This window comes from Cupriavidus sp. GW821-FHT07C08, assembly GCF_059419025.1.
On record NZ_JBWKQZ010000015.1, the window covers coordinates 110,433 to 122,658 of the forward strand.

Genomic DNA, 12,226 nt, shown 5'->3' on the forward strand with positions numbered 1-12,226 from the left:
ACCAAAGAATCATCATGAGCCCAACGCCTCAATCCGCGCCTCACACTGCCATCGATACCGTCTACCCCGGCAACCTCTTCATGGTGGTGGCGCCGTCCGGAGCCGGCAAGTCGACGCTGGTCAACAAGCTGCTGTCGCAGGACCCGGCCATCCGCCTGTCGATCTCGCACACCACGCGCGCACCGCGCCCGGGCGAGCAGGACGGGCGCGAATACCACTTCGTCACGGTCGACGCATTCCGCGCCGCGCGCGACCGCGGCGACTTCCTGGAATGGGCCGAGGTCCACGGCAACTACTACGCAACCTCGCGCGTGTGGATCGAGCAGCAGATGGCGCAGGGCAACGACGTGCTGCTCGAGATCGACTGGCAGGGCGCGCAGCAGGTGCACCAGCGCTTTTCCAACGCGGTCGAGATCTTCATCCTGCCGCCGTCGCTGACGGCGCTGGAAGAGCGCCTGAAAAAACGCGGCCAGGACGAGCCCAATGTGATCGTGCGCCGGCTGCTGGCGGCGGGCAGTGAAATGGCCCACGCCTCGGAGTCGGACTACGTCATCATCAACGAGGTCTTCGACGATGCTCTGGAGCAGCTGCGCAACGTGATCAGCGCCACGCGGCTGCGGTTTTCCTCGCAGAAAGCGCGGCATACGGAGCTGTTTATCGAGCTGGGCATCCACTGAACCGATGCCTGCCGATGACAGCCGCGCGGGGCGCCGCCGGCGTTTTCCGCCGCGTGCTGTAAAATGGCAACCCAACGTAAGGTTTTGTCCCAAGGTGGATTTGATATGGCGCGTATTACCGTCGAAGATTGTCTGAAACACATTCCGAATCGCTTCGAGCTCGCGCTGGCGGCCACGTATCGTGCCCGTCAGCTGGTGCAGGGCCACACGCCCAAAGTCGAAGCAAAGGACAAGCCGACTGTGGTGGCACTGCGCGAGATCGCGTCGGGCCAGGTCGGCATCGAGATGCTGAAGAAGGTCCCGACCTGATTGGTCAGGCGGCCCATGGCTTATCCTCGCATCGTGCCAGCACGTATCCAGCCGGATTCCAGGGGCCGCCGCCATGCCTTCGCCGCATTCGCCCTCCAAGCCTCCCTCCCAGCCGTCGCCGACTGCCGTGGCGCCGGCGCTTGGCGATGCGGCCCCGCCTACGGCGCGTAAGCGCACCATTCCGGGCCAACCCTCCGTGAACGCGCGCACTGGCGCTCCCAATCTTCCCGATCCGCTCGGCGGCGATGTCGTCGGCGAGCGTGCCGTCGCGCCCGCGCTGGCGCCGGGCAAGGCCAGGGGCGCGGCGCTGCAGGACGAGCTGGCCGCGATGCAGGATGTGGCGCCGGCGGCTGACAGCCTGTTTATCGACGCAGTGCTGGCGCAGTCATACCGGCACTTCTTCGGCCCGACCTCGCAGCCGGCGGTACCGCCGCGCCAGCAGGTCATCTCCATCACCCGGCTGATGGAGAAACTCGCATACCTGAAAGCGCCCGACCTGGCGCGCGTGCGCGAGGCCTTCCAGTTTTCCGACGAAGCCCACCTGGGCCAGTACCGCCAGAGCGGTGAGCCCTACATCACCCATCCGGTGGCGGTGGCCGAGCTGTGCGCGGACTGGAAGCTGGATGTGCAGTCCATCATGGCGGCGCTGCTGCACGACGTGATGGAAGACCAGGGCATCACCAAGAGCGAGCTGGCCGAGAAATTCGGCCCGAAGGTCGCCGAACTGGTCGATGGCCTGACCAAATTGGACAAGCTCGAATTCCAGAGCCGCGAGCAGGCGCAGGCGGAGAGCTTTCGCAAGATGCTGCTGGCGATGGCGCGCGACGTGCGCGTGATCCTGGTGAAGCTGGCCGACCGTACGCACAACATGCGCACGCTCGACTTCGTGCCGCCGGAGAAGCGCCGCCGCATCGCGCTGGAGACCATGGAGATCTATGCGCCGATCGCGCACCGTCTCGGTCTCAACACGATCTACCGCGAGCTGCAGGAGCTGTCCTTCAAGGTCGGCTCGCCGTTCCGCTACGCCACGCTGGAGAAAGCCGTCAAGGCTGCGCGCGGCAACCGCCGCGAGGTGGTCAAGCGTATCCTGGAAGCCGCGCAGAAGGGGCTGGCCGATGCTGGCATCGTGGCCGAACTGTCCGGGCGCGAGAAAACGCTCTACAGCATCTACCGCAAGATGCACGACAAGCAGCTGTCGTTCTCGCAGGTGCTGGACGTATATGGTTTCCGCGTGGTGGTGGAAACGCAGATGCACTGCTACATGGCTATGGGCGCGCTGCACGGGCTGTACAAGCCCATGCCCGGCAAGTTCAAGGACTACATCGCCATCCCCAAGATCAACGGCTACCAGTCGCTGCACACCACGCTGGTGGGCCCGTTTGGCACGCCGGTGGAGTTCCAGATCCGCACGCGCGACATGCACCAGATCGCCGAGGCGGGCGTGGCTGCGCACTGGATGTACAAGCACCAGGCCGACCACGCCAACGATATCCAGCAGCAGGCGCACCAGTGGCTGCAGTCGCTGCTCGATATCCAGAGCCAGACCGGCGATTCGCAGGAATTCCTCGAGCACGTCAAGATCGACCTGTTCCCGGATGCGGTCTACGTGTTCACGCCCAAGGGCCATATCCGCGCGCTGCCGCGCGGCGCCACCGCGCTGGACTTTGCCTACGCGGTGCACAGCGACCTGGGCAACCAGTGCGTCGCGGTCAAGATCAACAACGAGATGTTGCCGCTGCGCACCGAGCTCAAGAGCGGCGATATCGTCGAGGTGGTGACGGCGCCGTACTCCAAGCCCAATCCGGCGTGGCTGTCGTTCGTGCGCACCGGCAAGGCGCGCGCGGCGATCCGCCACTACCTGAAGACCACCAAGCTCGACGAAGCCATCCAGCTCGGCGAGCGCCTGCTGGAACAGTCGGCGCGCCAGCTCGGCTTCGAGCTCAAGGCGGTGCCGCAGTCGGTGTGGGACCGCATGATCCAGTGGACCGGCAACAAGCAGCGCGAAGACATCTTTGCCGACCTGGCACTGGGCCGGCGCGTGCCGGCGGTGGTGGCCAAGCGCATGGAGATCCTGCTACAGGAGCTGTCCGGCGATGTCGACAGCGCGCTGCTGGCGGCGGTGCAGACCTTTGCCGGCGAAGAAGCGCCCGCGGTGCCGATCACCGGCGACGAAGGCATGTCGATGATCTTCTCGGCGTGCTGCCGCCCGATCCCGGGCGATTCGATCGTTGGCTACCTGGGCAAGGGCGAAGGGCTGCAGATCCACGTGCAGGACTGCAAGATCGCCAAGCGCCTGCACAGCAAGGATCCTGAGCACTGGATCGACGTGATGTGGGCCAAGAAGACCACGCGCGCCTTCGATGTGTCGATCAAGGTGATGGTGCGCAACGTCAAGGGCATCGTCGCGCGCGTGGCGGCCGACCTGACCGCCGCCGATGCCAACGTGGCGCACGTGGCCATGGAGCAGCAGGACGCCGGCCACCAGGAAGCCACCTATATGCAGTTCATCATCCAGGTGCAGAACCGCCTGCACCTGGCGAACGTGATGCGGGGCTTGCGGCGCAACCCCGATGTGATCCGCATCTTCCGCGACCGCAACGACGGCTGAGCGCCGCTCGGCGGCGCGTGATTACTCGGCGCCGCGCGGCGACGGGTAGCGGACTTCCAGGATATCGATCTGCTCGACCCCGGCCGGCGTGCGCAACGCCACGGTGTCGCCCTCGCGCGCCTTGATCAGCGCCTTGGCGATCGGCGAGATCCAGCTCACGTGGTTGCTGTCCAGGTCGACTTCATCCATGCCGACGATGGTGATGGTGGTTTCTTCGCCGGCGCGATTGGCGTAGGTGACGGTGGCGCCGAAGAAGATCTGGTCGTTGTCGCCCTGCAGGGACGCGTCGACCACTTCCGCCTTGTCCAGGCGGCGCGTCAGGAAGCGGATGCGGCGGTCGATCTCGCGCAGCCGCTTCTTGCCATAGAGATAGTCGCCATTCTCCGAGCGGTCGCCATTGGAGGCCGCCCACGACACGATCTGCACCACATCGGGCCGGTCGACGTCGATCAGCTGCATCAGCTCATTGCGCAGGCGGTTGTAGCCATCGGCGGTGATGTAGTTCTTGGTGCCGGGAGGTAGCGGCGTTGCGCCTTCGGGGAGATCGTCGTCCTCGTCGCCGGACGACTCTTTGACAAATGCCTTGTTCATGTTCCGGATCACTTCTTGGGTCTGTCATTATAGGAAAACGCCACAGGCGAACCTCGCCGGCGGGCATCTGCTGCGCCCCTTCCAAGGAAAGATCACAAAAAAGTTGCGAAGGGGCTTCCCAAAAATAAAAACTGGGTTATAATCTTTTTCTCGCGTGCGGCTGTAGCTCAGTTGGATAGAGTACTTGGCTACGAACCAAGGGGTCGTGGGTTCGAATCCTGCCAGCCGCGCCACCTATGCAGAAAGAAAAGGGCTTCCGGAAACGGAAGCCCTTTTTCGTTTCCGTCCTCTCGCCGTCGTGCCGTTCGACCTGCGCGCTGCGGCTACCGTTCCCGCTTTCCACCTGCACCCACGCTCGCCTGCGATTGCTGCGTCACGCCTTGCGGTCGCGCGTGCGGCCTCCTAGGCTCGAATCAGGCACAACCTCGACCCTGGGAGCTGAGCGCATGGAAAACGCAGAGTGGCGCGTTGAAGAGTACCGCGGCATGGATGTCTATGTCCTGGTATCGCCGCAAGGGCAGGACAGCATCGGCCGTTGGGGCTATGAAGTCCGCGTGTCGCAGGAAGGCGCCGACCCGGCCGACGCGGGCGATACCGAGTTGCTTGCCAGCGGCCCGCAGCAGTTCGCCACGCGCCATGCGGCAGAGGTGGCTGCCTTCGGCGCGGGCTATGCCCTGGTGGACCGACTGCTGGGGCCCGCCGAATAAGGGCTGCGCCTCATTGTGGTTGGCGCAACGGCTTATATCATGCCGTGATCTATTGCTATTGACGCGGATTATTTTTGATCCGGCCCCGGCACTCCTACTCTGGAAATGAAGCGAGCGAAGTCTCGCTCGCCATGAACCGGACGGCAAAGCCAGGCGCATTGCATGACGGCGCGAGGCACGAACGAACGATTTCATGCGCACGGCAAAATAGCGCTTGCCATGCGCGGGTGAATCGCCCATAATCCGTCTCCTTCAGACGCGGGGTGGAGCAGTTGGCAGCTCGTCGGGCTCATAACCCGAAGGTCGCAGGTTCAAGTCCTGCCCCCGCAACCAACGCCTTATATCAGTATCCAGCGGCATTCGCCGCAGTCCTTCAAGGCGTTGTTCTCAAGGCCGTCCGGCCTGACTCACTCACAGCTCCGATGTAATTCCGCGCAAGCCAAAGGCATGCCTTGCAGCGTTCGTGCGCCTGCTATGTGCGCACCAGTTCTGCCGCACGCCTGAACGTATCGCGCACCAGCGGCTGGTCTTCACGCTCCGCAGCGTCGGCATGCTCACGCAGCCGCGTGGCCAGCACCGTCAGTGTGCCTTGCGCCTGCGGCCCGCCCGCGGCCTGGCACTTGGTTACCGCTTCGCGCATCACCGCATCGAGCTCGCCGCTGACATCGGCACCATCGAAGGCGCTCACCGAGAGAGCCGAGATGCGTTCCAGGTAGAGATTGACCAGCGCTTCATCGTGTAGCGGTTCGGACATGTCGGCTCCTTGTCGGTGACGGGGATACAAAACCCATTGTAGTGAAGCCGCCGCCTGCACAGGATCCAACGGTAGTGATTTCGGCCAGGCGCATGAATCGGTGATCGGCCTGACCGGCGTCTATCACACCCTGCTGCGCCGCTGGGCGGACGCCTGAACGCCGGCGGCGCCCTCTCGAGGGCGCTGCATCACGTCAGCCAGCAAGCAGGCGCGGCTATTCGTCGCGCCGTCGCTGCATCTGCAACAGTTCGATCGGAGAGGGCTGGATACGCCGCCGCGCCGGACGCAGCGCGCGGTTGGGCCACAGCACGTAGTTGGTGTGCGGATCCAGCGGCTTGCCGAAGTACGAGACCCAGACCTGTACGCCTTGCTCGGTTTCGGCAATGATGGCCGCGACGGCGCGCGCCGCGGCGGAAGGGGACTTGAGCAGCTCCGCCAGGGCTTCGACGCCCTGCACGACATGGTGCTTCACCCCGGCAAACCATGCGTACTGACGCATGGCGGACAACAAACGCTTGGTCATGAACGCGACTCTGGTTGTGTGGAAAGTGCGAGTGAGACCCGCACGCTTCCGATTTGTTCACGGCAGTTTGCGAAATACCAGCGTGACTGCGGCGCCATCTCGCCGGGATGGCATGCGCGCGGGATGCGTCACCTGGTATCGCTTCTGTGCCGCCCGCGTCACGTGGCGTGCGGCGGCTCAGGTACCAGTGCAGAGAGTACCATTGCCAGCCGGTCCAGGGCAGGATCGATATCCAGCAGGTCGATGGCGCCGAAGCCCAGCAGCAGCCCCGCGCAGGTAGCGGGAGGCGTGGCATAGCAGGGGTCGAGCGTGGCAAGTTCAAGGTCGGCCAGGCGCGCCATCGAGACCAGCGCCTCGGACGCCACCGGCACGCGCAGCCGTGCCGCCAGGTGGAAGCCCGCCATCGCCGGCAGCGGCTCCAGCCACGGCGACAGGTCGCCCTGCAGCCGCGCCAGCAGGCGGGCGCGGCGCTGGGCGTGGCGCGCGTGCGAGCGCCGGATATGGCGCAGCAGGTGCCCCTCGGACAGGAAGCGCGCCAGCGCCTGCTGGATCAGCGTCGGCGTGTACCAGTCCATCAGGTGCTTGACCTTGCGCGCGGCCGGCATCAGCCAGGGCGGCACCACCAGGTAGCCGCCGCGCAGGTTCGCCACCAGCGTCTTCGAGAAGGTGCCGAGGTAGACCACGCGGCCATGCCGGTCCAGGGTCTGCAGCGCGTCCAGCGCCTGGCCGCCATAGCGGAATTCGCTGTCGTAGTCGTCTTCCAGGATCACCGCGTGGCCGCGCGCCGCCCAGTCCAGCAACGCCTGGCGCCGCGCCAGGCTCATCGGCACGCCCAGCGGCGACTGGTGCGAGGGGGTGACATAGATCAGCGTGGCATCGTTCGGCAGTGCGTCCACCGCCAGCCCTTCGCCATCGACCGGCACTGGCACCACCCGTGCGCCCAGCCCCTGGAACAACGAACGCGCCATCGGGTAGCCGGGATCCTCCATCGCCACCACGGCGTCGGGCCCGAGCACCAGCCGGGCCAGCAGGTCGATGCCCTGTTGCGCGCCGCCTGTGACCAGGATGTCAGTCGGCATGCTCTGCACGCCGCGCGTGAATGCGATATGGCGGGCAATGGCCTGGCGCAGCACCATCTCACCGGCCGGATCGGCGGCGCCGGGCGGACGCTGGCGCTCGGCGGCCAGCGCCGCGCGCACGCAGCGCGACCAGGCTTCATGCGGAAAGCGCGTGGTGTCGGCCTGCCCCGGCTGGAACGCATAGCGCGCGCCGCCGGCGGCGTCCAGGAACGGCGTCGGCACTGCCATCCAGCGCTGCGCGGCGGGCGGCAGCACCGGCGCCGCCGCCATGCGCGCGGCCGGGCGGGACAGCCCCTCGGCCACATAGGTGCCGTCGCCGACGCGCGCGTGCAGCCAGCCTTCGGCCACCAGCCGTTCATACGCCGTGGTCACCGTCTTGCGCGCCACGCCCAGCTGCGTGCCAAGCAGGCGCGTAGGCGGCATGCGCGCGCCGGCCTCGAGCCGTCCGCCCTGGATCGCGTCGCGGATCTGGTGGACGATCTGCGCGGTCAGGTCGCTGGCTTGGTCCAGTGCGAGATGCAGTTCCATGAGGGTACGCGTCGATCCAGAAATTGGTCTACTGATTCTGCCGGAAATTGGCGGTGTACGGGGCCAATCGATGCGTCTATCTTTCATCCCAACGGGCGCGACACCAGTGCCCGCCAAATCCAACCTGTCAAATCGGAGATCGATCATGGAAGAACGGATGAACTGGCAAGACGTGGCCCCTGACGCGTACAAGGCAATGATCGGCCTGGAGGTCTACCTGGCGCGCTGCTCGCTGGAGACCACGCTGAAGGAACTGGTGAAGATCCGCGCCTCGCAGATCAACGGCTGCGCGTTCTGCCTGGACATGCACATCACCGATGCGCGCAAGCATGGCGAAAGCGAGCGCCGCCTGAACCTGCTGCCGGCCTGGCGTGAAGTGAGCTGGTTCACCCCGCGCGAGCGCGCCGCGCTGGCATGGACCGAGGCGCTCACGCTGCTGCCGCAAAGCCAGGCGCCGGATGCGGACTACCAGGCCTTGCGCGAGCAATTCTCGGAAAAGGAAATGGCCGACCTGACGCTGCTGATCTCGGCCATCAATGCATGGAACCGCTTTGGCGTCGGTTTCCGGCGCCAGCCGCCGGCGCTCTGAGCCACGGTGCACATTCGCATGACCCCAGCCTGACCCCTGCCGCGGCCTGCCGATTGACAAGCCGCGGCGCAGTACATTAGCTTCTGTTGCAGATGCCGCACAAATGGCAACAGCCGGCGCAGCGACCGCATGGCCGACGTGATGGTAGGCTATGCCAATGGCTATGCCGACCAGGTCGAACGCGACTACGATCAGTTTGTCGCCGCGTGCCGTTCGGGGCGCCTCGAGGCGCGCACCGATGCCGACATGGCTGCTGATTTCCGCGTGTAGCCCACGCATCTTGCCTGGCCAGGAGTCTGCCCATGACAGAAGACACCCTGCTGCAACTGATGACGGAAGTCGAGAAGGAAGACCCCATCGACTATGCCGACCTGCCGTTCGACGACGCCGCGCTGCGCCGGCTGGCGTGCCGGCTGATCGCCGAGCGTTCCAGCGAGATGGAGGCGTCCGGCCTGCCGGTGGAAGCACTGCTGGCCACGATGTGGGCCTCGACCGCCAAGCTGGTGCTGGAAAACCTGGTGCTCAACGCGCGCCTGCTGACGCTGCAGGGCCTGCCCGACGACGCCCAGGCACTGATCGAGCGCATCGCGCGCCAGTCGCGCGGCGGGGCCTGAACGCGCCAGCCTGACTGCGCGGCCCGCACCCCGGGCCATGTGCCGCAATCGTCTCAAGCTGCGGCGGCTCTGCCATTTCGCTAAAATACGCGTTTTCACCCAGCCGGTCCGCGCTGTGACTGACACGCGGCGGAGGCGGCTGACCAGGAGAATTTCGGTGATCAAGTGGATAATCGTCGCGGGCTACCTCGGTGCCATCCTGTATGTGCACTTCCGCGGCAAGGTGCGCCTGCGCATCTGGCGCCAGCTGCTGGACCATTCGGCCCTGGTGGCCCCGATCAATTGCTTCATGTATGCATTCTCGGGCGTGCCCCGCACGCCGTACATCCCGGTCGACAACTTCCCCGACCTGGAAAAGCTGCGCGCCGCCTGGCCCGAGATCCGCGACGAAGGGCTGGCACTGGCCGCGATGCGCAAGATCAAGGCCGCGGACAAGAACGACGACGCCGGCTTCAATTCCTTCTTCAAGTACGGCTGGAAGCGCTTCTACCTGAAGTGGTACGAGGCCCAGCACCCGTCGGCCGAGCAGCTCTGCCCCAAGACCGTGGCGCTGCTGCGCGAGCTGCCCACGGTGAAGGCGGCGATGTTTGCCGAGCTGCCGCCGGGCGGCAAGCTCAACCCGCACCGCGACCCGTTTGCCGGCTCGCTGCGCTACCACCTGGGCCTGGCCACGCCGAACGACGACCGCTGCTTTATCGAGGTCGATGGCGAGCGCCACAGCTGGCGCGACGGTGAGGGCGTGGTCTTCGACGAAACCTACCTGCACTGGGCCGAGAACCGCAGCGATGCCAACCGGCTGATCCTGTTCTGCGATATCGAGCGTCCGATGCGCTACGGCTGGGCTGCGAAGTTCAACCACTGGATGGGCCGCAAGGTCATGACCGCGGCCAGCTCGCCCAATGACGAGCACGACCAGACCGGCATGATCAACCGGCTGTTCCGCTTTGTCTGGCTGGGCGGCCAGTACCGCCGCCGCTTCAAGGCCTGGAACCGCCAGCTTTACTACGTCACCAAGTTTGGCCTGATCGTGCTGGGCGTGGGGCTGATCGTCTTCCTGTAAGCAGCAAGAGAGCCGGCGCAAGCCGGCTCTTTGCCTTGGGCGGGCAGCGAGCGCCGTTCACATCCCGCTTTGCGACCCTGTTCCGGAGATCCCGATGCGCGTCCGCTCCGCACTGTGGCTGGCCGCCGCCCTTGGCGCCGCCGCCTGCACCACGACACCTGAAGAACGAGCCGCCAGCAGCGCCGCTGCCGTCGGCAAGCCCAACCCCGCCTCCGTCAACTGCACGCAGCGCGGCGGCAAGCTGCAGATCGTGTCGACACCGGCCGGCCAGTCCGGCATCTGCACTTTCCCGTCGGGCAAGCAATGCGAGGAGTGGGCGCTGATGCGCGGCCAATGCACGCCGGGCTGAGCCGCCAGGCTTCAATCGCGGCGGCGTTCGATTGCCAGCGTGGTGTAGTAGTCGCGCTTTGCCTGATACACGTTCAGCCGGTCGCCTTGCCCAGTTCTACCCGGGCGCACGCCTGAGCCTTTCCATCGGCCAAGCTACCTGCCTGCGGTTGTTCAGCTCCACCAGCTTGCCGATCTGCTCGCGAGATCGTCAAGCTGGCCGACAGCCGCATGTAGGCGAGGCGCCGGCAAAAGGGGAGGGATATTGCAGGCAGGCGCCAAGGCTAGCCTGCCAGCCGCTGCACGATGGCGGCCAGCGTGCCCAGCGCCCGCTCGATCTGCGCCGAGCGCGGCGTGCCGCAGTTGACGCGCAGGCAATGGTCGAAGCGGCCGGCGTTAGAGAACATCACGCCCGGCATCACGCGGATGCCGGCCTGCAGCGCCTGGTCGAATACGGCTTCGGACGATACCTGCGCGGGCAGCTCCACCCACAGGTGCATGCCCCCGCGCGGCGAGCCCAGCCGCGTGCCGGCGGGGAAGCTGGCCGCGATGGCCTGCGCGAACCATTCGCGCTGCGCGCGCAATCGGGTGCGCAGCCGGCGCAAGTGGCGGTCGTGCGCGCCGGAAGCCAGGAAGTCAGCGGCCGCCATCTGCGACAGCATCTCGTTGGGCCGCGACAGGCCGAACTTGAGCATCTCCACCCGCGCCTGCCATTTGCCGGCGGCGATCCAGCCCAGCCGCATGCCGGGCGCCAGCACCTTGTGCAGCGAGGCGCAGTGGATCACGTTGCCGCTGCCATCCCAGGCCTTGGCCGCGGCGGGCGGCGCATCGCTGTCGGCGGTGGCCGAGAAGCAGTCGTCCTCGATCAGCGCGATGCCGCGCGCTTCGCACCACTGCACCAGCCGCGCCTTGTGCGCGTCCGGCATGATGCAGCCGAGCGGGTTCTGCAGGTTGGGCACCACTGCCACCGCGCGGATGTTGTCGTAGTGCTGCGCGGCCAGCTCCAGCGCCTCCAGCGAGATGCCGGTCTGGGGGCTGCACGGGATTTCCAGCGCGCGCATGCCCAGGCTTTCCAGGATCTGCAGCAGGCCATAGTAGGTCGGGGACTCCACCGCAATCACGTCGCCCGGGCCTGCCACCGCGCGCAGGGCCAGGTTGAGCGCCTCGGTGCAGCCGTTGGTGATAACGATTTCTTCCGGCGCGAGTTGCACGCGCGCCCGCAACGCCTGGCGCGCCAGCGCGGCGCGCAGCGGCTGGTAGCCTTCGGGCTCGACCGCTTCGCCGAACAGCATCGGATGCCGGCGCAGCGCACGGGTCGCGGCGCTGCGCAGCGCCTCGGTCGGATACAGTGACGGCGCGCAATAGGCGCCGCCAAGGTTGGTATGCACATGCTGTTGCTGGCCACGCGCCAGCAAGCCGGAAATGCGCTGGTGGATGCCGACATACTGCGCCGGATCAGGCAAGGCCGCGGCCGGCTCGGCCAGCGCCACCAGCGGCGAGCGCAGCGGTGCCGCGACGAAATAGCCCGAGCGCGGCCGCGCTTCCAGCAAGCCGTCGCTCTCGAGCTGCCTGCATGCCTGCAGCGCAGTGGACAGGCTCACGCTGTGCAACGCCATCAGCGCGCGCACCGACGGCATGCGGTCGCCGGCGGCGAGCGTGCCGGATTCAATGGCGCGGCGGTAGTGGCCGGCAACCTGGCGGTAGAGCGGGGTGGTGTCCATGGGGGGATCGTGGCGTGGTCGGCCGCATCGGTACAGATACAGAAGCGGGGCCTCTGTATCGTAACAGCCAGAAATCCTGGTTGCTGTTCCGGTCCAGGCGGTACGCCGGTGTGCCTGCCGCACGCGCTGGCCGGTCGAT

The 12,226-nt window shown here is 66.4% G+C and carries 13 protein-coding genes, 2 tRNA genes and 2 pseudogenes; 12 read left to right on the top strand and 5 right to left on the bottom strand.

Features of this window, described 5'->3' with window-relative positions:
- Nucleotides 1-14: 14 nt before the first annotated feature.
- From gmk to AC07UK_RS19700, 3 genes are all read left to right on the top strand, one after another.
- Nucleotides 15-677 carry a guanylate kinase gene (gmk, locus tag AC07UK_RS19690; protein ID WP_010809225.1) on the top strand — a complete coding sequence of 221 codons (663 nt, stop codon included), beginning with the start codon at nt 15-17 and terminating at the stop codon, nt 675-677.
- Nucleotides 678-782: 105 nt separating this feature from the next.
- Entirely contained in the window at nt 783-986 is a 204-nt protein-coding gene (gene rpoZ / locus AC07UK_RS19695; protein WP_006578656.1) for a DNA-directed RNA polymerase subunit omega, read from the top strand.
- Between the two features lie 196 nt (nt 987-1,182).
- Nucleotides 1,183-3,594, top strand: a complete 2,412-nt coding sequence (locus AC07UK_RS19700; RefSeq protein ID WP_436221092.1) for a RelA/SpoT family protein — start codon at nt 1,183-1,185, stop codon at nt 3,592-3,594.
- A gap of 21 nt (nt 3,595-3,615) precedes the next feature.
- Here AC07UK_RS19700 and greB read toward each other — a convergent pair whose 3' ends face one another.
- Nucleotides 3,616-4,185 (bottom strand): transcription elongation factor GreB, encoded by a 570-nt coding sequence (gene greB, locus AC07UK_RS19705; RefSeq protein ID WP_013955937.1) that lies wholly within the window; start codon nt 4,183-4,185, stop codon nt 3,616-3,618.
- A 156-nt stretch (nt 4,186-4,341) separates the two neighbouring features.
- Between greB and AC07UK_RS19710 the strand changes: the two genes are divergently transcribed.
- The 3 genes from AC07UK_RS19710 to AC07UK_RS19720 all read left to right on the top strand — a co-directional run bounded on the left by AC07UK_RS19710 (nt 4,342) and on the right by AC07UK_RS19720 (nt 5,225).
- Nucleotides 4,342-4,418 (top strand) — tRNA-Arg (locus AC07UK_RS19710).
- Nucleotides 4,419-4,631: 213 nt separating this feature from the next.
- Nucleotides 4,632-4,892 carry a hypothetical protein gene (locus AC07UK_RS19715; RefSeq protein WP_013955938.1) on the top strand — a complete coding sequence of 87 codons (261 nt, stop codon included), beginning with the start codon at nt 4,632-4,634 and terminating at the stop codon, nt 4,890-4,892.
- A 257-nt stretch (nt 4,893-5,149) separates the two neighbouring features.
- Nucleotides 5,150-5,225: transfer RNA gene (locus AC07UK_RS19720), tRNA-Met, on the top strand.
- 139 nt (nt 5,226-5,364) lie between these two features.
- On the opposite strand, the gene AC07UK_RS19725 is transcribed toward AC07UK_RS19720, so the two are convergent.
- Nucleotides 5,365-5,646, bottom strand: coding sequence for a hypothetical protein (locus AC07UK_RS19725; protein WP_035819589.1), 282 nt, complete (start codon nt 5,644-5,646; stop codon nt 5,365-5,367).
- Between the two features lie 85 nt (nt 5,647-5,731).
- Between AC07UK_RS19725 and AC07UK_RS19730 the strand changes: the two are divergent.
- Nucleotides 5,732-5,803: pseudogene (locus AC07UK_RS19730) on the top strand (PKHD-type hydroxylase); the annotation flags it as partial.
- Between the two features lie 57 nt (nt 5,804-5,860).
- Here AC07UK_RS19730 and AC07UK_RS19735 read toward each other — a convergent pair.
- Nucleotides 5,861-6,169, bottom strand: a complete 309-nt coding sequence (locus tag AC07UK_RS19735; RefSeq protein WP_013955942.1) for a hypothetical protein — start codon at nt 6,167-6,169, stop codon at nt 5,861-5,863.
- A 158-nt stretch (nt 6,170-6,327) separates the two neighbouring features.
- Nucleotides 6,328-7,776 carry a MocR-like pyridoxine biosynthesis transcription factor PdxR gene (gene pdxR / locus AC07UK_RS19740; protein WP_494686219.1) on the bottom strand — a complete coding sequence of 483 codons (1,449 nt, stop codon included), beginning with the start codon at nt 7,774-7,776 and terminating at the stop codon, nt 6,328-6,330.
- Nucleotides 7,777-7,921: 145 nt separating this feature from the next.
- Between pdxR and AC07UK_RS19745 the strand changes: the two genes are divergently transcribed.
- From AC07UK_RS19745 to AC07UK_RS19765, 5 genes and pseudogenes are all read left to right on the top strand, one after another.
- Complete coding sequence (locus AC07UK_RS19745; RefSeq protein WP_018312332.1) at nt 7,922-8,365, top strand: carboxymuconolactone decarboxylase family protein; 444 nt, start codon at nt 7,922-7,924, stop codon at nt 8,363-8,365.
- Between the two features lie 120 nt (nt 8,366-8,485).
- Nucleotides 8,486-8,635: pseudogene (locus AC07UK_RS19750) on the top strand (DUF2252 domain-containing protein); the annotation flags it as partial.
- A gap of 32 nt (nt 8,636-8,667) precedes the next feature.
- Nucleotides 8,668-8,979 (top strand): hypothetical protein, encoded by a 312-nt coding sequence (locus AC07UK_RS19755; RefSeq protein WP_013955947.1) that lies wholly within the window; start codon nt 8,668-8,670, stop codon nt 8,977-8,979.
- Between the two features lie 157 nt (nt 8,980-9,136).
- Nucleotides 9,137-10,039 (top strand): lipid A hydroxylase LpxO, encoded by a 903-nt coding sequence (lpxO, locus tag AC07UK_RS19760; RefSeq protein ID WP_114131400.1) that lies wholly within the window; start codon nt 9,137-9,139, stop codon nt 10,037-10,039.
- 94 nt (nt 10,040-10,133) lie between these two features.
- A complete protein-coding gene (locus AC07UK_RS19765) occupies nt 10,134-10,388 on the top strand; it encodes a putative hemolysin (RefSeq protein WP_436221094.1) in 255 nt (84 codons plus the stop codon).
- Between the two features lie 262 nt (nt 10,389-10,650).
- Here the strand turns inward: AC07UK_RS19765 and AC07UK_RS19770 are convergent, their stop codons facing one another.
- Entirely contained in the window at nt 10,651-12,087 is a 1,437-nt protein-coding gene (locus AC07UK_RS19770; RefSeq protein WP_494686218.1) for an aminotransferase-like domain-containing protein, read from the bottom strand.
- Nucleotides 12,088-12,226: the final 139 nt, after the last annotated feature.